Raw genomic sequence first — 19,948 nt, 5'->3', positions numbered from 1 at the left:
CCGAGGCGGCCGTCGGTCGCCGGGGATGAAATCCGAGATGAGATCAGCCGATCCCGATCGCCTTCAGGAAGGCCTCCCAGGTCAGACCGCCGGTCGAGGCCCCACGCTCGGGCTCGGGCGTCTCGTCCGGGTCGGCGCCCTGGCCGGGCTCGTCCGGGTTCGCGGGGTCCTCGGGGTCCTCGGGCAGTGAGGGACTCTCGCTCGGGACGTCCGGGTCGCCGGGCTCGTCCGAGGACGGGATCGGCACCTGGGGCACGTCCGGAGTCGTCGGCGGCGTGGGCACCTGCGGCACGTCGGGCGTGGTCGGCGGGGTGGTCGGCGGGGTGGTCGGCGGGGTGGGCACCTGCGGGACGTCCGGGGTCTCGGTGGGAGAGGGCGTCGGGGTCGGCGTGGGCTCCGTCTCAGCGGTGCCGGAGATGCTGTCGCGATTGTTGCTCGCGTCGCTGTCCTCGTAACCCGCCGGCACGATGCGGGCCTCGAATGTCCACGTCTCGCCCGCCTTCGGGATGAAGCTGACCTGTGCCGCTCGGCCGTCACCGGCCAGCTGGCACTCGTAGGAGTAGGTGCTGCTCGTCGGCGGTGGAGCGAAGGTGCCGCAGGCCTGCCAGCCCAGGTAGGCCGGCTCCATGCCCGTCACGGTGATCACCAGCTTGGTGGACCGGCCGTCGGCTGCCTCGGGGAGGCCGGTGACGTCCGCGGTCGCGTCCACGTAACCTCGCGAGCCAGGGAAACCGAAGAACCACGCACCGAACCCGCCGTCCTGCGGGGTGGCGTCAACCTCGACTTTTGGGTCGTGCTCCGGAGCTTGCTCGAAGGTCACCTCCACAGCACCGACGTCCTTGCCGCCGTGGCCGTCCGAGATCTGATAGGTGAAGGTGTCACGGGTCCCGTCGTAGCCGGGGGTCATCGTGTAGACGACCTTGCCGTCGACGATCTCGGCGGTGCCGTGCGCGGGCTGGTCGACGATCTTCACCAGGTCGAGGGTGTCGCCGTTGTCGTCGGTGTCGTTGGCCAGTACGTCGATGGTCCCCTGCGCGGTCGAGGGCTGGTTGCCGTTGCCGTTGCCGTTGTTGCCCTGACCGTTGCCGTTCGACCCCGGGGTCTTGGTCAGGGTCGCGGCGTCGCCGGCGGCCTTCGGTTCGGCGTTGGGCGTGGTGACGTTCACCGTGCCGGAGACCTCGCCGCCGTTGCCGTCGGTGAGGACGTACTCGATCGTGTCGGTGCCGCGCCACCCCTTGTCGGGGACGTACGTCACCGTCGTGACCGGCTCGCCGGCCATCCGGAGGCCACCGAAGATCGCGCCGCTGACTCCGCCGCCCTTGCCGCCGGACGTCGTGGAACCGCCCTTGGTGACGGTGCCGTGAGCCGGGGAGGCGACGGTGGCCTCCTTGACCGAGAGCGGGTCGCCGTCCGCGTCGCTGGCGCCGCGGGTCAGGTCGATGACCGTCTTGCCGCCGGGAGTGGCCTCCACGTCGGGCAGAGGGGTGGTGATGACCGGCGCCTCCTGCGTCTGCGCAGGGGCGGTGTCCGCAGGCTGGTCGGCGGGCTGGTCGGCCGGCTGGTCGGCCGGAGGGTCAGCAGGAGGCGCCGCCGGCGCAGGCGCGGGCTGGTCGGCGGGCGGGGCCGCCGGAGGAGCCGCGGGCGGAGCTGCCGGGGCCGGGTCGGCGGCGGGCGCCTCCGCGGCTGGTTCGTTCGCGGCCGGCGTCTTCGGGGCGGGGTCGCCGCCGGAGAGCGCGAACCCGGCGACCACGGCCGCCGCGGCCGCGACACCGGCACCACCCGCGACCGTACGTCCCACGGGGTCACCCAGCACCCAGTCTCGGACCCGTCCGAAGAAGAGCACCACGCCACCCTTGGCGGCGACGCCGCTGCCGACCGCGAGGTAGCCCGCGCCCGCGGCGCCGAGAAGGGCCGGAGCGAGCCAAGCGCCCATCCCGGAGTTGACCTCGGTGAGCTCGAGGTAGATGGCGGTGCACGCTCGGCAGTCCTGCAGGTGGTCGTCCACCTTCTTCGAGTCGCGCTTCGACAGACCGTTGCGGATGTAGGCGCCGAGGTTGGCACGCGTGGTGGCGCAGGCCTCCTCGCCGGCGTCCTGCGCGTGCATCGAGATGAAGGCCTGCTTGAGGCCCTCCCGGGCCCGGTAGGCGAGCGCAGACACGGAGTTGGCCGACATGCCGAGCAGCGGCGCGATCTCGGCCGGCTTCTGACCCTCGACCTCGGTGTGCCACAACACCTGCTGCCAGCGCTCCGGGAGTTGCTGGAACGCCTTGGCGGCGGCCTGGTTGTCGAAGCCGGACACCGCGGTGTCCTCGAAGGGCACCCCCGGGTCGAACGGCGTCAGATCGTCGGTCGTGGTCAGCTTCGAGGCGGCGCGGATCTTGTCCACGTGGAGTCGGCGCAGCGAGGTCAGCAGGTAGGCACGGAACGCCAGGTCCGGGCCGCCACCCTTCTGCAGCACGTTGAGCACCTTCGCGAACGCCTCGGAGACGAGGTCGTCGACATCGCCCGGTGACACCAGCTGACGAGCGAGCCGGCGGGCCGACTCCACATGGCGCTCGAACAGCGTCCCGTACGCATCCAGGTCACCACCACGGACGGCGGTGATCAGCTCGGCGTCGCCAGGGGCGTCGAGGGTAGGTAGAGAGGTGGGGGTCGTTTCGCTCACGGCACCAGAGACGTTAGATGGACAAAGGTATGACGCGGGTTGCGCCACGAGGAGACATGCGTTGTGCTAACGACTGCGGTGGCCCGCACGTCACGCCCCCTCCGGGATCTGACAACAAGTTCCGAGAAACCCAGAAATCGCGGGTCCCTATCGCGTCATGCTCACTGATTTCGCGCGTCAAGTCCATGTGCAGCGCGATCGGTTCGCGCGCACCACTGTAGCTGTGACCGGACGACTTCGGACAAGGAAACGACACCAACGCCAGGTAACACGAGGAAAGGGGTGAGTTGTGCGGCTGTTCTTCGGTGGGCGGCGTACGCCTGCGACCTCCCCACCTGAGACCACCGAGCTCTCCGAGAAGCAGCGCGCGGCGCTCCCGCCTCGGTTCGAGGCGGTCGCCGAGGCGCTGGCCGAACGGAGCAGCTACGTCGCCGAGGCCTGCTGGGTGGTCGGGCACGGCCTCGCCGAGAGCGGGGTGTCGCTCGGCGAGAGTCTCGAGGACCTCCGCACGACGACCCAGACGGTCGAGAGCCGCGATCCGGCCTTCGCCGAGGTGCATGCGCTCTCCGTCGCCTGGAGCGAGGCGACTCTCGGCTACCTGCACACCATCTCGTGCGCCGACCCGCTGACCGGCCTGTCCACCCTCGCCCACGTACGTGAGCGCATCTCGGAGCTCTACCGTGATGCCAAGGCGTGCAGCCACGCGCTGGTCGTCACCGACGCCCACGTCCCAGGTGTCCCGGGCGGCAAGACCGACAGCATCGCCACCGCCCGCCGGATGTCGCTGCTGGGCCAGACGGCCCGCACCGTCTTCGCGGGCGCCGCCGCCGTCGGACAGGTCGCCCACAGCCGGATGGTCGTGGTCGCACCGCGCGACGAGACGCTGGTCAAACGGCTCGGGCTCCTCAAACGGATGGTCGAGCACAGCGCCGACCGGATCTGGATCGAGGGCCTCCCGGAGAACGACAGGTCCGCCGGCTTCCTGCTCGACGAGCTCGCCCGCGGAGCCTAGAAGAGCCTGGAAATACGGGGAAACACCACTCGCACGCGGCGCTAAGGTGAACGTATGTGCGGTCGTTACGCGTCCAGCCGTCAACCGGATGAGCTGGCCGAGGAGTTCGAGATCGATGAGCTGCGCCTGCAGGAGCCGCTCACCGAGAGCTACAACGTCGCGCCGACCGACGAGGTCTACGCCGTCCTCGAGCGTCCGCCGCACAGTTCGCCTCGGGGTCCGCTTCGGCAGGACGAGGAGAACGCGTCCACCGAGCGCCAGCTCCGTGCCGTACGTTGGGGCCTGGTCCCGTCCTGGGCCAAAGACGTCAAGATCGGCAACCGGATGATCAACGCCCGGATGGAGACGGTGAGCGAGAAGCCCGCCTACCGCCGGGCCTTCGCCAAGCGCCGCTGCCTGCTCCCCGCCGACGGCTACTTCGAGTGGTACGCCACCGATGCCAAGGACGCGAAGGGCAAGCCCCGCAAGCAACCCTACTTCATCACCCCGAAGGACGGGGGAGTGCTGGCGATGGCCGGCCTCTACGAGCTGTGGCCCGATCCCGCCAAGGACGAGGACGATCCCACCCGCTGGCTGTGGAGCTGCACGGTGATCACCACCGAGGCGGAGGACTCCCTGGGGCGGATCCACGACCGGATGCCGCTCATGGTGGAGCGCGCACGCTGGGACCAGTGGCTCGACCCGACCCGTCCGGGTGACGTGGCGCTGCTGACCCCGGCGGCGCCCGGCCAGCTGGAGGCCTACCCCGTCTCGACGCTGGTGAGCAACGTACGCAACAACGGCCGTGAGCTGATCGAGCCGCTGCCGCTCGAGGAAGCCTGGGGATGACATGGGTGGAACCACGACGCAGATGATCGACACGCCCTACGGAGAAGGGCGGCTCTACACCCGCCGGGCGCGGCGACCACAGGCGACCCTGCTGCTCTCCCACGGCGCCGGCAACGGCATCGACACCCATGACCTGATGGCGCTCAACGATGCGCTCCCCGCCCAGGGGATCACGGTGGTCCGCTTCGAGCAGCCCTGGCGGGTCAAGGGGAAGCCGGTGGCCACGCCCCCGAAGTCGCTCGACGCGGCGCTCACGCTCGCCGCCAACTGGATGCGGGTGCGTACGCCGCTGGTGGTCGGAGGCCGCTCCGCCGGCGCCCGCTCGGCGGTCCGCACGGCCCGCGGGTTCGGCGCCGCCGGGGCGCTCTGCCTGGCCTTCCCGCTGCACCCGGTCGGCAAGCCCCATATCTCCCGCGCCCACGAGCTGCTCGAGGCCAGGGTGCCGACGTTGGTGCTGCAGGGCACCCGGGACAGGTTCGGCAGGCCCGAGGAGTTCCCCGAGAGCGTCGAGGTCACCCCGATCCCGGGTGCGGACCACTCGCTCGTCGTCGGCAAGCGGGGCCCGGTCACACAGGCCGACGCGGACGCCATCCTGGTCGAGTCCACCCTGGAGTGGCTGGTCCGCGAGGTCATCGCCTAGACCGATTCTCAGGGCGGGCGGTGCGTGGCGCCGCTAGGGTTTACCACGTGGTAAATCCTCCTCGCCTGCGCAGCCGCGACTGGTTCGACAACCCGGCCAACCCCGCGATGACGGCGCTCTACATCGAGCGCTACATGAACTGGGGCGTGACGCGGGAGGAGCTCCAGTCGGGCAAGCCCGTGATCGGCATCGCGCAGACCGGCTCGGACCTGGCGCCCTGCAACCGGCACCACCTCGGGCTGGCGCAGCGCGTACGCGACGGGATCCGAGAGATGGGTGGGATCGCGTTCGAGTTCCCGGTGCACCCGATCCACGAGATGGGGAAGCGGCCGACGGCGGCGCTGGACCGCAACCTCGCCTACCTCGGTCTGGTGGAGGTGCTCTACGGCTACCCCCTCGACGGCGTCGTGCTGACGACGGGGTGCGACAAGACCACGCCGGCGTGCGTGATGGCCGCCGCCACGGTGAACGTCCCGGCGATCGTGCTCTCGGGCGGGCCGATGCTCAACGGCTGGCTGAAGGGGAAGCGCATCGGCTCGGGCACGATCATCTGGAAGGCGCGCGAGATGCTCGCCGCGGGGGAGATCGACGTGGCCGAGTTCACCGAGCTGATCGCATCGTCCGCGCCGTCGCCGGGCCACTGCAACACCATGGGCACCGCTGCCACGATGAACAGTCTCGCCGAGACCCTCGGGATGAGCCTGCCGGGCTCGGCCGCGATCCCGGCGCCGCACCGTGATCGTGGCCGGGTGGCCTACCTGACGGGGAGGCGCATCGTCGAGATGGTGCACGAGGACCTCAAGCCCTCCGACGTCCTGACCCGGGAGGCCTTCGAGAACGCGATCGTCGTCAACTCCGCGATCGGTGGCTCCACCAACGCTCCGGTCCACATCAACGCGATCGCCAGGCACGTCGGGGTCGACCTCGGCATCGAGGAGTGGGAGACCATCGGTCACCGGATCCCGCTCCTGGTCGACATGCAGCCCGCCGGCAGGTTCCTCGGTGAGGAGTTCCATCGTGCGGGCGGAGTGCCGGCCGTCGTCCACGAGCTGATGCGTCACGGGCTGATCCACGAGGATGCGCTCACCGTGAACGGACGGACCATCGGCGAGAACTGCCGCAACACGGCGAGCGAGGACGCCGAGGTGATCCGCGGCTTCGACAACCCCCTCGTGGAGCAGGCCGGCTTCATCGTGATGACGGGAAACCTGTTCGACAGCGCGATCATGAAGACCAGCGTGATCTCGGACGAGTTCCGGGAACGCTACCTCTCCGATCCCGAGCACCCGAACGTGTTCGAGGGTCGGGCGATCGTCTTCGACGGGCCCGAGGACTACCACGCCCGCATCGACGATCCCGCGCTCGAGATCGACGAGGGGTGCATCCTGTTCATCCGGGGTGTCGGCCCGATCGGGTATCCCGGCTCGGCAGAGGTCGTCAACATGCAGCCTCCCGCCGCCCTCATCGAGGGTGGCGTGCACTCATTGCCCTGCGTGGGCGACGGACGCCAGTCCGGTACGTCGGGATCGCCCTCGATCCTCAACGCCTCGCCCGAGGCCGCCGTCGGAGGTGGCCTGGCGCTGCTGCGTACGGGCGATCGTGTCCGGATCGACCTCAACGCGGGACGGGCGGACATGCTGGTCTCGGACGAGGAGCTGGCCGAGCGGCGCGAGGCCCTCGGGGAGTTCCCGGTGCCGGAGTCGCAGACACCGTGGCAGGAGATCCAGCGGTCCATGGTGGGCCAGCTCGCCGACGGCATGGTCCTCGAGCCCGCTGTGAAGTACCAACGCGTGGTGCAGACCAAGGGCACCCCGCGCGACAACCACTGAGGAGCAGACGATGCACCTTGTCCGATACGACAGCGGCAACGGCCCCCGGGTCGGCGTACGCAGGGACGACTCGATCACGCCGCTGAGCGATGCCGGATCGATGGCGGATCTCCTCGCGATGCCGTACGACGAGCTCCGGGCCACCGTCGAGTCCGCCTCCGCGGGCCTGGTCCCGGTCGAGTCCGCACGTCTGCTCGCCCCGCTGGACGGGCGGGCCGAGCTGTGGTGTGCGGGCGTCACCTACGCCCGCTCGCGCAGCGCCCGGATGGAGGAGAGCGCCGAGCGGTCGGTCTACGACAAGGTCTACTCCGCGCAGCGGCCCGAGCTGTTCCTGAAGGCGCCGGCCTGGCGGCTGGTCACCGACGGCGAGCCGGTCGGTATCCGAGCGGACTCCGGCCACGACGTGCCCGAGCCGGAGCTCGCGGTCGTGGCCAACGCCCACGGCGAGGTCGTCGGCTACTCGGTCTGCAACGACATGAGCTCCCGCTCGATCGAGGGCGAGAACCCGCTCTATCTGTCCCAGGCCAAGGTCTACGCAGGAGCAGCAGCGCTCGCGGCCGGCATCAAACCCGCATGGGAGGTCGCTGACGCCACCGATCTGGCCATCACCCTGGTGATCCGCCGGGGTGAGCACGAGGTGGTCGCGGCGGAGACGAACTCCGGCCAGCTCGTACGCCCGATACCCGAGCTCGTCGACTACCTGTTCGCCGGCAACGACTTCCCTGACGGCGCGGCGCTGGCCACCGGCACCGGGATCGTCCCCGACCTCGACTTCAGCCTTCGGCCCGGCGACGTGGTGGAGATCGAGGTCGCCGAGGTCGGAAGGCTCGTGAACCGGGTGGAGGCGGGCAAGGAGCCCTTCCGGTGGCTCAGCCGTTGAGCTTGTGAGCCGCCGCGCCGGACTGCCGCGCCGAGGTCTGTGACATCTTGGAGGCGGTGCCGCCGGAGGACTCCCGCACGATGACCTCGAAGGCAGCCTTGTGCAGCCGCGCCGGCCGCGACGACCCGGCGCCCCACTCGATGCGCTCGACGAGCATGCTGACCGCCGTCTCGGCGATCTCCGCGCGACCGGGATCGATGCTGGAGAGCGAGGGGACGGTGAGGTGGCTGATGGCGATGTTGTCGAAGCCGATCACGGCGACGTCGTCGGGCACGGCGCGCCCCGCTTCGCCGAGAGCCCGGAGCGCACCCAGCGCGAGCGCGTCGGTCAGCGTGAAGATGGCGTCGAACTCCAGCCCCGACTCGAGCAGCTGCCGGGCCGCGTCGGCGCCGTCCTCCGGATGCCAGGGCGCGACGACACGCTCGAGCCGGGGATCGTGCTCGATACCGGCGGCCACCAGAGCCTCCCGGTAGCCCTGGATCCGCAGGTTCGAGGGCCCCAGCCGCCGGGTCTCGTCGTCGGGATGGGCGCCGATGACGGCGATCCGCCGGCGCCCCAGGGAGATCAGGTGCTCGACGGCGGCGCGGGCAGCGCTGACGTTGTGCATCGTCACGTGGTCGGTGGGTCCACCGAAGATCCACTCTCCGAGCATGACCAACGGGAAGTCGACGTACGACAACAGGTCGCGGTCCTCGATGCCGAGCTGCTCCGGGCTGAAGAGCAGGCCATCGGTCTGGGGGAGCCCGTGGGTCAGGAGCTCGATCTCGTGCTCGCGGTCGCCTCCGAGCTGCCCGACGATCACGCTCAGCCCACGCTTGGCTGCTGCCGCGATGACGGCATCGGCCAGCTCGGCGAAGTAGGCCTGCTTCAGCTCCGGCACCGCCAGCCCGATGACGCCGGTGCGGCCGGAGCGCAGGCCGCGTGCGGAATGGTTCGGCCGGTAGCCCAGCTCGGCGATCGCCTGCTGGACCCGGGCGCGCGTGTCCGGGTGCACGTTCGGGTGGTCGTTCACCACGTTGGACACCGTCTTGGGTGAGACGCGGGCAAGGGCCGCGACGTCGCGCATCGTCACAGCCATCGTCGCCTCGTGTTCCCTCGTGCCCCCGGTCGAGGGGCAGCCTACATCGGTGTTTTGCGTCGGCCCTGCCTGCCCTTTCGGACACTCGGTGTGGCGAATGTCACGTTCGGGTCTTGACACGGCTCCGACTGCAGGACAAGGATATGCGCTGATTACCACGTAGTAAATCCGCTGGTGAGAGACGTACATCGTCGTAAACCGGCGGTTTTGTTCCCCCCACCCGCGTGTGATGCCTCAGCGAAGAGGAGTCCTTTGATGGTCGTTCTCCGGCGGCTGCTGTACTCGCAGAAGGCGGCGCCCTACCTCTTCATCGCGCCGTTCGTGATCACGCTGCTCGCCTTCTGGCTCCTCCCGCTCGCGCGCACCTTCCTGCTGAGCACCCAGGAGGTGGTGTTCGGGCAGGCCGCCTTCATCGGTCTCGACAACTACCAGCGGCTCTGGGAGGACCGGCTCTTCTGGAAGGCGATGTTCAACAGCGCCCGTTACATGGTGCTGACCATCGCGCTCCTGATCCCGATCCCGCTGGTGCTGGCCGCGCTCATCAACTCCAAGATCGGCAGCGACCGCGTCAAGGCGGTCTTCAAGGCCTCGATGTTCGTGCCGGCGCTGACCTCCGTCGTCGTCGCCGGCATCATCTTCCGACTGATGTTCGCCGAGACCGGCACGGGGCTGATGAACCAGATCGTCGGGATCTTCGGCCTCGAGCCGGTCCGCTGGCTGCGCATCGACACCGGCGGGCTGATCGCTCTGCTGGCGCTGGCGATGTGGCGCTGGACCGGGGTCAACATCCTCTACTTCCTGGCAGGCATGCAGTCCATCCCGGAGGAGTACTACGAGGCCGCGACCATCGACGGCGCCAGCAGGCTGCAGCAGTTCTTCCACATCACCCTGCCCAACCTGAAGCCGACCATCGTCTACGTCACCACCATCAGCATCTACGGCGGCCTGGCGATGTTCCTGGAGAGCTTCATGCTCTACCGCGGCAACGCCTCGCCCAACGACCAGGGGCTCACCGTGATCGGCTACCTCTACCGGCGGGGGATCGAGCAGAACGACCTGGGCTTCGCCTCCGCGGTCGGTGTCGTGCTCGTCGTGGTCATCATGGCCATCAACCTCACCTTCCTCACGCTCAGCGGAACCTTCAAGAAGGAGAGCGCGCGATGAGTTCCGAGTCCGCCACCCGCACGAGGATCCAGCTGCCGTACTGGCTCCACGGGTCGGTCCAGACCGCGCTGCTGCTGGTGCTGACCCTGGTCGTCCTCGCTCCGCTGCTGATCATGTTCGTGGCGACGTTCCAAGACGGCAACGACGTCATCCGGCGTGGCCTCTCCCTCGACATCGACCGCAGCTCGCTGTCGCTGGACAACTACGTGATGCTCTTCACCGACTCCGGGCCGTACTTCCGGTGGTTCGCCAACTCGATCCTGCTCACCGTCGTGCAGGTGGCCGGGACGCTGCTGGTCAGCTCGTTCGTCGCCTACGGTTTCGCCGTCTACGAGTTCAAGGGCAAGACCGCGCTGTTCATCGCCGTTCTGCTGCTCATGGCCGTGCCGTTCGAGATCATGATGCTCCCGCTGTACGTGCTCGTGAACGACATCGGCCTGGCCGACTCCTACTCGGTGATCGTGCTGCCGTTCCTGGCCGCGGCGGTGACCATCTTCTACTTCCGGCAGTACTTCCTCGGCATCCCGAAAGACCTGCTCGAAGCGGGCCGGATGGACGGCGCCACGGAGTTCGGCATCTTCTTCAAGATCGTGGTGCCGGTGGCGAAACCGGCATTCGCGGCGATGGCCATCCTCAACGGGATGATCATCTGGAACAACTTCCTCTGGCCGCTGCTGGTGCTGCGCTCGGAGTCGAAGTTCACCCTCCCGATCGGACTCAACACCCTGCTCACCCCCCATGAGAACAACTACGAGCTGCTCATCATCGGGTCCATGTTCTCGCTCCTTCCCGTCCTGGTGCTCTTCCTGCTGTTCCAGCGGTTCTTCGTCGCTGGCATGACGGCCGGGGCGCTCAAGGGGTGACCCCTTTGCACAAACCTCACAGATGGAGAGAGCCATGACAACAAGGCGGAGAATCACCTCCTTACTCGCCGCGGGACTCGCCGTGACGCTCACGCTGAGCGCCTGCGGCGGCTCCGAGGAGGAAGGCGGGCCTGACGCACAGGGCCGCACCAGCATCGACATGTGGGTGTTCGCGGAGCTGCACGGCACCTACTACGAGGCCATGGCCGAGGAGTGGAACGAGAAGAACCCCGACAAGGAGATCAAGCTCGACGTCACGGTCTTCCCCTACGACGAGATGCACAACAAGCTGCAGCTGGCGGTGAACTCCGGCAAGGGGCTCCCCGACGTCGTGGACATCGAGGTGAACAAGTTCTCCAACTTCGTCACCGAGGACGGACGTACGCCGCTGGCCGACCTGTCCGAAGCCGCCGAGCCCTACGAGGAGGACATCGTGCAGGCCCGGATGGACCTGTACGCCCGGGAGGGCAAGCAGCTCGGCTTCCCGACCCACGTCGGGGCTCAGGTGGCCTTCTACAACGTCCCGCTGCTGGAGAAGGCCGGGGTCGACTACACGACCATCCACACCTGGGACGACTTCAAGGCGGCCGGCGCGAAGTACAACAAGGCGACCGGCAAGGCGTTCGGCGTCGCCAGCACCGACACCAACATCGTGCAGCCGCTGGTCATGGCGCAGCTCGGCGGCAACCTGTTCGACGAGGAGGGCAACGTCACCGTGAACAGCCCGGAGGTCGTCGAGGCGATCGAGCTGCTGCAGGACATGCAGAAGGCCGGAGCGCTCTCGACCATCCCGGGTGGTAGCCCGGACATCGAGGAGGCCTACGGCCCCATCAACAACGGCGAGTACGCGGCCATCGTCTACCCGGCCTGGTACACCTCCCGGTTCGTCGACTACATGCCCGATCTGGCCGGTGACATCGCGATCGCGCCGGCGCCGGTCATCGAGGGCGGTGAGGTCGCCACGATCGGTGGTGGCGGCACCGGCACCGCGGTGATCGACAGCTCCCCGGACAAGGACTTCGCCATGGAGTGGCTCGCCTTCGCGAAGCTGTCGCCGGAGGCCAACGTCGCCGTCTGGGAGGAGCTCGGCTTCGACCCGGTCAACATGTCCGTGTGGGAGGACAAGGACGTCACCCACAACCCGGAGAACAAGTTCAACAAGTACTTCCAGACCAACCTCTTCGACGTGCTCAACGAGGTCAAGGGCGACATCGGCCACTTCGAGTCCTTCGAGAACCCGAACCTGCCCAAGGTCGATGAAGTGTTCACGACCAGCACGTACAACCAGATCTTCGGGGACGGTGTCCCGGCCAAGCAGGCGCTGGACCAGGCGCAGGCCGATCTGGAGAACCAGCTCAAGTAGATGGCGACGGACCCGGGCGCCGGCGTGAGGCCGGCGCCCGGGATGCCGCTGCCCGGACCAGGAGGAACCCATGGAGAACGGCAAGCTGACGATCGATCCGGCGTTCACCGTCGCCCCCGTCAACAGGAGGGTCTTCGGATCGTTCGTGGAGCACATGGGGCGTTGTGTCTACGGCGGCATCTTCGAGCCAGGACACCCGACGGCGGACGACGACGGCCTGCGCGGCGACGTACTGGATCTCGTACGCGAGCTCGGGGTGACCGCCGTTCGCTACCCCGGCGGCAACTTCGTCTCCGGCTACAAGTGGGAGGACGGAGTGGGGCCGCGCGACCAGCGGCCGACTCGCCTGGAGCCTGCGTGGCGGAGCATCGAGACCAACGCGTTCGGCCTCAACGAGTTCATGACCTGGGCGAGGAAGGCCGGCATCGAGCCGATCATGGCGGTGAACCTGGGCACGCGCGGCCTGCCGGAGGCCCTCGAGCTGCTGGAGTACGCCAACCACCGCAGCGGGACGGAGCTGTCGGACCGTCGCATCGCGCACGGCGCCGCTGAGCCGCACGACATCCGGATGTGGTGTCTCGGCAACGAGATGGACGGGCCCTGGCAGCTGGGCCACAAGACGGCCGAGGAGTACGGCCGGCTTGCCAAGGAGGTGGCGAGGGGCATGCGTCAGTACGACGCCGACCTCGAGCTGGTCGCCTGCGGCAGCTCCGGCCGCTCGATGCCCACCTTCGGGGCCTGGGAGGCGACGGTGCTCGAGCACACCTACGACGAGGTCGACTTCGTCTCGGCGCACGCCTACTACGAGCTCGAAGGCGATGACGTCGCGAGCTTCCTCGCCTCGTCGATCGACATGGACCTCTTCATCCGGGACGTCGTCGCGACGGCTGACCACATCGGCGCGAAGCTCGCCTCGCCGAAACGGATCACCATCTCCTTCGACGAGTGGAACGTCTGGTACATGAAGAAGTTCCAGCAGGAGGGCATGCCGGAGGACTGGACCTTCGCCCCTCGGCTCAGCGAGGACGCCTACACGGCGCTCGACGCCGTCGTCGTCGGCTCGCTGCTCATCACCTTGCTCAAGCACAGCGACCGGGTGACCGCCGCCTGCCAGGCCCAGCTGGTCAACACCATCGGCTCGATCAGGTGCGAGCCCGGCGGGCCGGCGTGGAGGCAGTCGATCTTCCACCCGTTCGCGCTGACCGCCCGGTTCGCGCAGGGGGAGGTGCTCGAGCCGCGGGTGGTCGCTCCGACGATGGCCACCGCCAAGCACGGTGACGTCTCCGTCCTCGACTCCGTGGCGACCCACGACGCGGAGAACGGCCGCGTGGCGGTGTTCGTGGTCAACCGGCACCCGTCGGAGTCGCTCGCCTTCTCCACCGACCTCCGCTACTTCGGCGGCGTGGACCTGGTCGAGGCAAAGGTCCTGGGCGGTGAGGACATGTTCGCGGTGAACACCATGGAGGATCCCGACCGGGTGGTGCCGAGGGCGTACGACTCGGCGAAGGTCGTGGGTGGCGCGCTCGAGGCCGAGCTGCCTCCGGCCTCGTGGAGCATGTTCGTCCTGCAGACGTCGTGAGGTAGCCGACGGCCGCGAGGCTCTCCGACCGCGGGGAATGTTTCGCGGCCGTCGCGGCGTTCACGGAGCATGACCATCCTGCTCGAACGCCCCACGGAGAACGTGTCGCCGATGGGCGCCCCGATGCTCACGCGCGTACCCTGGGACGTGATGAGCGACAACACTGATGAGGTCGTCGACCTGGCCACCGAGACGCCCGAGGAGCGCGCCCTGCGCTTCGAGCGGGACGCGCTGCCCTTCCTCGACCAGCTCTACTCGGCTGCGATGCGGATGACTCGCAACCCGTCCGACGCTGAGGACCTGGTGCAGGAGACGTTCGCCAAGGCGTACTCCTCCTTCCACCAGTTCAAGCCCGGCACCAACCTGAAGGCTTGGCTCTACCGCATCCTCACCAACACCTTCATCAACACCTACCGCAAGAAGCAGCGCCAGCCGCAGCAGTCGATGTCCGAGGACGTCGAGGACTGGCAGCTCGCTCGGGCCGAGTCGCACACCTCGACCGGTCTGAAGTCGGCGGAGATGGAGGCCCTCGAGCACCTGCCCGACTCCCAGGTCAAGGACGCTCTGCAGCGCCTGCCGGAGGAGTTCCGGCTCGCCGTCTACCTCGCCGACGTCGAGGGATTCGCCTACAAGGAGATCGCCGAGATCATGGAAACCCCGATCGGCACCGTGATGTCGCGGCTTCACCGCGGTCGGCGCCAGCTGCGCGATCTTCTCTCCGACTACGTACGCACCAACGATCTCACCGGCGCTCGTGGAGGTGCGTCATGAGTGCCCACAAACACGACGCCTCACCCAGCGACTGCGCCGACTTCCTCGAGCAGATCGTCTTCCTGATCGACAACGAGCTCGCCGAGGCGGACGCCGACCAGGTCAAGCTCCACCTGCAGAGCTGCAACCCGTGCCTGGAGACCTACGACCAGCAGCGCATCGTCAAGGCGGTCGTCGCGCGCTCGTGCACGGAGGTCGCTCCGGGTGACCTGCGCGCGAAGATCATGGTCCAGATCCAGGAGCTCCGCACGAGGTCCTGAACCGGCCACAGACGCGACGAGAGCCCCAGCCGATCGGCTGGGGCTCTCACGTCATTACAGCTCTGACCCTTGACGGGCCGTGTTCAGCTGTTGGGGCGCTTGCCGTGGTTCGCGCCCTTCTTGCGGCGCGCGCGGCGCTTGCGGCCGGTCTTGCCCATGATGATCTCCTCCATTGGGGTACGTCGACCCCGAGGGGCCTCGGGACAGTCTCTCAAACCCAGGTGCGTGAGAGCCAATCTGGGCCGGTCTCTAGCTCAGGTAGGCGCTGTTGGACTTCTTCAGCGCCGCGACCACGACCAGCAGCAGGTCGCCGCGGATCTGCGGGATGTCGTTGCTGAGCGCGAGCTGGATGTAGAGCGCCCGCAGAAATGCCTCGGCGTTGCCGGTGAGCAGGAACGGGTCGCGCTCGGGGGTCTCCGGGGTCGCGGTGGCCACCGTGACGATCCGGTTGATCCACGGCTCCATGATGTTGAGCGGGACCAGGTTGCGGCGCAGCACGGACATCGTGGCCGCCGCCAGCCGGTCGGGCTCGCCATGGGTGTAGATGGTGTCGCCGCGAGCCAGCACCCGGTCGGCGACGACGTCGAGGATGACCGTCAGCTCGGGCTTGCCGAGGTGCTCGGAGGAGGCCAGGGTGCCGAGGGCGTCGGCGCCGCGGGCGACCGCGTGGGCCCAGCCGCGCTCGGGGACGAAGGCGCGCAGGTCGCGCTCGCGCAGCAGCCAGGTGGCGATCCGGTCGCCCCACTCCAGCACCTTCTCCGCGGGCACCAGCGAGCGGGCGTTGTCGCGGGCGATGCACTCGGCCAGGGCCTCGACCGAGGAGGCCCGGCGGAAGACGCCGTTGTTGCCGGAGTCGCCGAGGCCGACCACCAGGCCGGCAGCCATCCCGTCGCCCAGACCCGCGAGCAGGTCGTCGTAGACACCGCGCTGGATCCACGTCGACAGCGCCGGCACGGCCAGCCCGCTGCGTACGTCCGGGTCGGGGTCGCCGAGCATCCGGGTGAGCTCGATCGTGAGGTCGCCGAGGGGCCGGTCCGTGGGTACAGCGAGACCGGTCGAGTGAACCTCCCGCCAGTACGCCTCCGACATGGGGAACATCCTGCCAAACCCTGCCGCGCGTGGACATCCGACCCGCGCAATGCCCTACCAAGGTCTACATCTACGCTGTGCCCGTGCCCACCCTGAGTGAGCTTGCCCAGAGCCACACCGACCTCGACAGCGAGGATGTCGGCTGGCTTCAGCTGCTCATGGCCGACTGGCAGATCCTGGCTGATCTCTCCTTCGCCGACCTGGTCCTGTGGCTGCCCGACAAGTCGGGCAACGGCTTCTGGGCGGCCGGGCAGATGCGGCCCACGACCGGCCCGACGGCCTATGTCGACGACATCGTCGGCATGTTCGTGCCGAAGGGGCGCCACGCCACCCTCGACGACGCCGTCGACGCCGGCCGCCTCGTGCGTGAGGGCGATCCGGAGTGGCGCGACGATCTCCCGGTGCGGGTCGAGACGATCCCCGTACGCCGCGCCGGCCGCATCATCGCGGTGCTGAGCCGCAACACCAACCTGCTGGGCGTACGCACGCCTTCCAAGCTCGAGCTGACCTATCTGCAGACCGCCTCCGACCTGACCCAGATGATCGCCAACGGCTACTTCCCGGCGGCGGGCCAGCGCAGCGACCACACCGATACCCCACGGGTCGGGGACGGGTTCGTGCGGGTGGATGCCGACGGCGTCGTCGACTACGCCAGCCCCAACGCGCTCTCGGTCTTCCGTCGGCTGGGCCTCTCCGGCGATCTCGCGGGGCAGTCCCTGGCCGGGATGACCCGCGCCCTGGTGCCACCGCGCAAGCGCCCCGACGAGGAGACGCTGAGCGCCGTGCTCGGTGGACGGGCCCACCGCGACACCGAGATCGACACCGGGGTGATGGCGATCATCATGCGCTCGATCCCGCTACGGCCGCGTGGCGAGGCGATCGGTGCGCTGGTGCTGCTGCGTGACGTCACCGACCTGCGCCGACGCGATCGTGAGCTCGTCACCAAGGACGCGACCATCCGCGAGATCCACCATCGGGTGAAGAACAACCTACAAACCGTGGCCGCGCTGCTTCGCATGCAGTCGCGCCGGGTCGATTCCGGGGTGGCCCAGGACGCGCTGAACGAGGCCGTACGCCGGGTCGGGTCGATCGCGCTGGTCCACGAGATCCTCTCCCAGCAGGCCGTCGAGGAGACCGTCGAGTTCGACGAGATCGCCGACCGGCTCGCCTCCATGGTCGGGGAGGTGACCTCGGTCGGCGTCCCGGTGCGCGTACGTCGCGAGGGGTCGTTCGGGTCGCTGCCCTCGGAGGTGGCCACGCCGATGGCGATGGTCGTGACCGAGCTGCTGCAGAACGCGGTCGAGCACGGCTACCGAGGTCGCGGTCCCGGCGATCCCGAGATGGGCAAGATCGTGATGTCCGTACGACAACAACCCGCCGGGCATCTCCAGGTGACCATCGATGACGACGGTCATGGACTACCCGACGGGTTCAGTCTCGACACCTCGACCAACCTGGGGTTGTCGATCGTCAAGACTCTCGTCGAAGGCGAGCTCGGGGGCCGGCTCTCGTTGGGACCCCGGCCTGATGGCCACGGGGCGAGGGCTTCGGTCGAGCTGCCGTTGGAACTCTAGGGGTGGGTGACCTCTAGGGGTGGTCAGACGGCGGTGCGGACACGGGAGCGGGCGTTGCGGCGCTTCAGCGCACGACGCTCGTCCTCGCTCAATCCACCCCACACGCCGTGGTCCTGACCGGCCTCAAGAGCCCACTGAAGACACTGCTCCCGGACGTCGCAACGCCGGCAGACCTGCTTGGCTTCCTCGATCTGCAGGATGGCCGGACCGGTGTTTCCGATGGGGAAGAACAGTTCCGGGTCTTCATCGAGACAAGCCGAACGGTGGCGCCAATCCATGGCTGGGTAGACCCTCTTTCTGACGTAGGATGGGCAAGGCCCTGGTGCTGCGAGACCCTGCGAGTGGGCACGTGGCGGGGATGTGTGAATGTCTTCACGTGCGTGCTGTCTCTAGAGTTCCAAGAAATGGACGCCGAAACAACCCCTAACCAGTGTCTGGTTCGTCACCGGACCGTAACACTCAGTCTTCCTCACGCTAGACATTTCGGTAACGCGGTGAGTTACCCGAAAACCCGGTGGTGTATGCTGCCCGCCGATTTTCGTCAGTCCGGGGCTGGTTCTAGGCTGCTGAGGTGACCGCGCAGCAACGCCCCTGGACTCTCCTGCTGACCGTGATCGCCGCTGGCGTCGAGGCTGCGGCGATGCTGCTGTGGGGCGCCCTGGAGTTCGTACGCATCCCCGACGCCGCCTCGCTCACGACCGCGGTCGCGGGCGGGATGTTCTTCCTGCTCTGCGCCGCGGGCATCGGCTGGTGCGCGTTCATGATCTGGCGGCTGGAGTCGTGGTCGCGCGCGCCGCTGGTGCTCGTCCAGCTGATCGTTCTCGGCCTGGCGTGGAACCTGCGCGAGGACCTCGCCATCTCCGGCGGGCTCGCGCTGGTCGCGCTGGTCGCTCTCGTCGGCATCTTCGCGCCGCCGAGCATCGCCGCTCTCGAGGAGCGCCAGAGCTAGTCCTCCTCGAGCGCCTTGCGGAGCTGCTTGAGCGAGCGGTTGAGCAGCCGGGAGACCTGCATCTGCGACACGCCGAGCTCGGCGGCGATCTCCGTCTGGGTCTTGTTGCGGAAGAACTTCAGCATCAGCACCTGCTTCTCGTGCGCGGAGAGGCCGTCGAGCACCGGCTTGATCGACTCGCGTACCTCGACGTCGTCGAGACGCAGGTCGTGGGCCGTCAGCGAGTCGAGCATCGGCGCGGTCTCGTCGCTCTCGGAGTCGAGGGACAGCGCTGCGTACGCATTGCTGGACTCCAGGCCCTCGACGACGGTCTCGATACTGACGCCGAGGCGGGTGGCGAGGTCGCGGGCCGTGGGGGAGCGGCCGAGCTCTTGGGAGAGCTCGGCGGTGGCGTCGCGCAGGTTCTGCTGCAGGTCGCGCAGGCGACGGGGAACGCTGACCGCCCACCGGCTGTCGCGGAAGTAGCGCTTGATCTCGCCGAGGATCGTGGGCACGGCGTACGTCGAGAACTCCACGTCGCGCCCGAGGTCGTAGCGGTCCACGGCGTTGAGCAGGCCGACCACGCCGACCTGGACGAGGTCCTCGTGCGGCTCACCGCGGCCGTAGAACTGGGAGGCGCAGTACTCCACCAGCGCCATGTTGAGATGAACCAGCTCGTCGCGGGCAGCGGTGCGCTCGGCGTCGGTCAGGTCAGGTCCGGCGAGGGCCGTGAAGAGCTCGCGGGAGCGGGCGCGGGCGTTGTCCACCTCGCCGGTGCTCCTGGACCTCGACGACCGAATCGTCTCCTGCGCCATGTCAGCGCGCGGCTCCAAGCGGGGTCGCTCCCGCGACCAGCGAGATCCTGAGCTGGTCGCCTTCGGGGGTGGCGGTGACCTCCCTGGCCAGGGTGGTGAGCACCTGCCAGGCGAAGCTCTCCTCGTCGATCTCGGCCTCGGCGTCGCAGGTCGTGGTCACCGTGACCCCGATGGTGTCGTCGCCGAGATCGAAGACGACGTCCAGGTCCGCGCTCTCCGCAGCGCACTCCAGACAGATCGCCGCAGCCTCGCTGACCGCCATCCGCAGGTCCTCGATGTCCTCGAGGGTGAAGTCGAGGCGCGCGGCGAGCGCGGCGGTCGTCGTACGCAGCACGGAGACGTAAGCGCCTTCTGCAGGAAGGCGCAGCTCGACCTGGGGCATCTGGGTTTGTCAGTCCTTCGTGTTGGCTTGCGCCCGATTATGCATCGAGACCGCTCTCGCCGGGCCGGTAACGCACCACAGCCGCTCCGCGGACGGAGCGGCTGTGGCGTACGGGCTGGATCTCGTGAGAGGGTCAGGCCTTCTTGGTCGCCCAGAAGATCTCGGCGATCTCGTCGATCTTGGCCAGGAGCTTGTCGGCGGTCTCGAGGTCGAGGGTGCCCTTGGTGC

Annotated in this window: 20 protein-coding genes; 13 read left to right on the top strand and 7 right to left on the bottom strand. The window is 68.5% G+C overall.

Features of this window, described 5'->3' with window-relative positions:
• Nucleotides 1–43: 43 nt before the first annotated feature.
• Nucleotides 44–2,665, bottom strand: coding sequence for a sigma-70 family RNA polymerase sigma factor (locus ACFVJS_RS02350; RefSeq protein WP_378877072.1), 2,622 nt, complete (start codon nt 2,663–2,665; stop codon nt 44–46).
• Nucleotides 2,666–2,954: 289 nt separating this feature from the next.
• Between ACFVJS_RS02350 and ACFVJS_RS02345 the strand changes: the two genes are divergently transcribed.
• Genes ACFVJS_RS02345 through ACFVJS_RS02325 form a run of 5 tightly spaced genes read left to right on the top strand, consistent with a single transcriptional unit; the run spans nt 2,955 to nt 7,854 of the window.
• Nucleotides 2,955–3,677, top strand: coding sequence for a hypothetical protein (locus ACFVJS_RS02345; RefSeq protein ID WP_378877070.1), 723 nt, complete (start codon nt 2,955–2,957; stop codon nt 3,675–3,677).
• A gap of 54 nt (nt 3,678–3,731) precedes the next feature.
• On the top strand, nt 3,732–4,505 hold the full coding sequence (locus tag ACFVJS_RS02340) for an SOS response-associated peptidase (protein WP_378877067.1): 774 nt from the start codon (nt 3,732–3,734) through the stop codon (nt 4,503–4,505).
• 1 nt (nt 4,506) lies between these two features.
• Nucleotides 4,507–5,145 (top strand): alpha/beta family hydrolase, encoded by a 639-nt coding sequence (locus ACFVJS_RS02335; protein WP_378877065.1) that lies wholly within the window; start codon nt 4,507–4,509, stop codon nt 5,143–5,145.
• Between the two features lie 47 nt (nt 5,146–5,192).
• Nucleotides 5,193–6,974 (top strand): IlvD/Edd family dehydratase, encoded by a 1,782-nt coding sequence (locus ACFVJS_RS02330; RefSeq protein WP_378877064.1) that lies wholly within the window; start codon nt 5,193–5,195, stop codon nt 6,972–6,974.
• A 10-nt stretch (nt 6,975–6,984) separates the two neighbouring features.
• Entirely contained in the window at nt 6,985–7,854 is an 870-nt protein-coding gene (locus tag ACFVJS_RS02325; RefSeq protein WP_378877062.1) for a fumarylacetoacetate hydrolase family protein, read from the top strand.
• Here ACFVJS_RS02325 and ACFVJS_RS02320 read toward each other — a convergent pair.
• The gene (locus ACFVJS_RS02320; protein ID WP_378877060.1) at nt 7,844–8,932 is read right to left on the bottom strand and encodes a LacI family DNA-binding transcriptional regulator; all 1,089 of its coding nucleotides are present in this window, start codon (nt 8,930–8,932) and stop codon (nt 7,844–7,846) included. The two genes, ACFVJS_RS02325 and ACFVJS_RS02320, sit on opposite strands and share 11 nt — an antisense overlap.
• Before the next feature lie 255 nt (nt 8,933–9,187).
• Here ACFVJS_RS02320 and ACFVJS_RS02315 point away from each other — a divergent pair, with 255 nt between their 5' ends.
• The 6 genes from ACFVJS_RS02315 (at nt 9,188) to rsrA (ending at nt 14,932) form a co-directional block, all read left to right on the top strand.
• A complete protein-coding gene (locus ACFVJS_RS02315; protein WP_378877058.1) occupies nt 9,188–10,096 on the top strand; it encodes a carbohydrate ABC transporter permease in 909 nt (302 codons plus the stop codon).
• On the top strand, nt 10,093–10,959 hold the full coding sequence (locus tag ACFVJS_RS02310) for a carbohydrate ABC transporter permease (RefSeq protein WP_378877056.1): 867 nt from the start codon (nt 10,093–10,095) through the stop codon (nt 10,957–10,959). The genes ACFVJS_RS02315 and ACFVJS_RS02310 overlap by 4 nt, the downstream gene beginning before the upstream one ends.
• Before the next feature lie 82 nt (nt 10,960–11,041).
• Entirely contained in the window at nt 11,042–12,322 is a 1,281-nt protein-coding gene (locus ACFVJS_RS02305) for an ABC transporter substrate-binding protein (RefSeq protein ID WP_378877054.1), read from the top strand.
• A gap of 70 nt (nt 12,323–12,392) precedes the next feature.
• Nucleotides 12,393–13,901 carry an alpha-N-arabinofuranosidase gene (locus ACFVJS_RS02300; protein WP_378877052.1) on the top strand — a complete coding sequence of 503 codons (1,509 nt, stop codon included), beginning with the start codon at nt 12,393–12,395 and terminating at the stop codon, nt 13,899–13,901.
• A 123-nt stretch (nt 13,902–14,024) separates the two neighbouring features.
• On the top strand, nt 14,025–14,672 hold the full coding sequence (locus tag ACFVJS_RS02295) for a sigma-70 family RNA polymerase sigma factor (RefSeq protein WP_378877160.1): 648 nt from the start codon (nt 14,025–14,027) through the stop codon (nt 14,670–14,672).
• Nucleotides 14,669–14,932: a mycothiol system anti-sigma-R factor gene (gene rsrA, locus ACFVJS_RS02290; protein WP_328529232.1), complete on the top strand. Its 264-nt coding sequence runs from the start codon at nt 14,669–14,671 to the stop codon at nt 14,930–14,932. The genes ACFVJS_RS02295 and rsrA overlap by 4 nt, the downstream gene beginning before the upstream one ends.
• Nucleotides 14,933–15,015: 83 nt before the next feature.
• Here rsrA and ACFVJS_RS02285 read toward each other — a convergent pair whose 3' ends face one another.
• Together ACFVJS_RS02285 and ACFVJS_RS02280 are read right to left on the bottom strand one after the other, a co-directional pair.
• Nucleotides 15,016–15,090, bottom strand: coding sequence for a 50S ribosomal protein bL37 (locus ACFVJS_RS02285; RefSeq protein ID WP_370249596.1), 75 nt, complete (start codon nt 15,088–15,090; stop codon nt 15,016–15,018).
• Nucleotides 15,091–15,181: 91 nt separating this feature from the next.
• Complete coding sequence (locus tag ACFVJS_RS02280; RefSeq protein WP_378877049.1) at nt 15,182–16,021, bottom strand: DUF2785 domain-containing protein; 840 nt, start codon at nt 16,019–16,021, stop codon at nt 15,182–15,184.
• An 83-nt stretch (nt 16,022–16,104) separates the two neighbouring features.
• On the opposite strand from ACFVJS_RS02280, the gene ACFVJS_RS02275 reads away from it, so the two are divergent.
• Entirely contained in the window at nt 16,105–17,595 is a 1,491-nt protein-coding gene (locus ACFVJS_RS02275) for a sensor histidine kinase (protein ID WP_378877047.1), read from the top strand.
• Nucleotides 17,596–17,618: 23 nt separating this feature from the next.
• Here the strand turns inward: ACFVJS_RS02275 and ACFVJS_RS02270 are convergent, their stop codons facing one another.
• Nucleotides 17,619–17,873, bottom strand: coding sequence for a WhiB family transcriptional regulator (locus tag ACFVJS_RS02270; protein ID WP_008362075.1), 255 nt, complete (start codon nt 17,871–17,873; stop codon nt 17,619–17,621).
• A gap of 293 nt (nt 17,874–18,166) precedes the next feature.
• Between ACFVJS_RS02270 and ACFVJS_RS02265 the strand changes: the two genes are divergently transcribed.
• Nucleotides 18,167–18,544 (top strand): hypothetical protein, encoded by a 378-nt coding sequence (locus ACFVJS_RS02265; protein ID WP_378877044.1) that lies wholly within the window; start codon nt 18,167–18,169, stop codon nt 18,542–18,544.
• Here ACFVJS_RS02265 and ACFVJS_RS02260 read toward each other — a convergent pair.
• Both ACFVJS_RS02260 and ACFVJS_RS02255 read right to left on the bottom strand, forming a co-directional pair.
• Nucleotides 18,541–19,290: a SigB/SigF/SigG family RNA polymerase sigma factor gene (locus ACFVJS_RS02260; protein WP_378877042.1), complete on the bottom strand. Its 750-nt coding sequence runs from the start codon at nt 19,288–19,290 to the stop codon at nt 18,541–18,543. The genes ACFVJS_RS02265 and ACFVJS_RS02260 overlap by 4 nt on opposite strands.
• A 49-nt stretch (nt 19,291–19,339) precedes the next feature.
• Nucleotides 19,340–19,720: an anti-sigma factor gene (locus ACFVJS_RS02255; RefSeq protein ID WP_378877040.1), complete on the bottom strand. Its 381-nt coding sequence runs from the start codon at nt 19,718–19,720 to the stop codon at nt 19,340–19,342.
• Nucleotides 19,721–19,948: the final 228 nt, after the last annotated feature.

Origin of the sequence: Nocardioides sp. NPDC057772 (assembly GCF_042798075.1) — a bacterium.
GTDB lineage: Bacteria > Actinomycetota > Actinomycetes > Propionibacteriales > Nocardioidaceae > Nocardioides.
This window is presented reverse-complemented; position numbering and strand designations above follow the sequence as displayed.

What these genes read in the sequence shown, in the direction of transcription:
- ACFVJS_RS02340 (WP_378877067.1), top strand. Translation starts at nt 3,732, where the DNA reads ATGTGCGGTCGTTACGCGTCCAGCCGTCAACCGGATGAGCTGGCCGAG.
- ACFVJS_RS02335 (WP_378877065.1), top strand. Translation starts at nt 4,507, where the DNA reads ATGGGTGGAACCACGACGCAGATGATCGACACGCCCTACGGAGAAGGG.
- ACFVJS_RS02325 (WP_378877062.1), top strand. Translation starts at nt 6,985, where the DNA reads ATGCACCTTGTCCGATACGACAGCGGCAACGGCCCCCGGGTCGGCGTA.
- ACFVJS_RS02320 (WP_378877060.1), bottom strand. Translation starts at nt 8,932, where the DNA reads ATGGCTGTGACGATGCGCGACGTCGCGGCCCTTGCCCGCGTCTCACCC.
- ACFVJS_RS02315 (WP_378877058.1), top strand. Translation starts at nt 9,188, where the DNA reads ATGGTCGTTCTCCGGCGGCTGCTGTACTCGCAGAAGGCGGCGCCCTAC.
- ACFVJS_RS02310 (WP_378877056.1), top strand. Translation starts at nt 10,093, where the DNA reads ATGAGTTCCGAGTCCGCCACCCGCACGAGGATCCAGCTGCCGTACTGG.
- ACFVJS_RS02300 (WP_378877052.1), top strand. Translation starts at nt 12,393, where the DNA reads ATGGAGAACGGCAAGCTGACGATCGATCCGGCGTTCACCGTCGCCCCC.
- ACFVJS_RS02295 (WP_378877160.1), top strand. Translation starts at nt 14,025, where the DNA reads ATGCTCACGCGCGTACCCTGGGACGTGATGAGCGACAACACTGATGAG.
- rsrA (WP_328529232.1), top strand. Translation starts at nt 14,669, where the DNA reads ATGAGTGCCCACAAACACGACGCCTCACCCAGCGACTGCGCCGACTTC.
- ACFVJS_RS02280 (WP_378877049.1), bottom strand. Translation starts at nt 16,021, where the DNA reads ATGTCGGAGGCGTACTGGCGGGAGGTTCACTCGACCGGTCTCGCTGTA.
- ACFVJS_RS02270 (WP_008362075.1), bottom strand. Translation starts at nt 17,873, where the DNA reads ATGGATTGGCGCCACCGTTCGGCTTGTCTCGATGAAGACCCGGAACTG.
- ACFVJS_RS02255 (WP_378877040.1), bottom strand. Translation starts at nt 19,720, where the DNA reads ATGCCCCAGGTCGAGCTGCGCCTTCCTGCAGAAGGCGCTTACGTCTCC.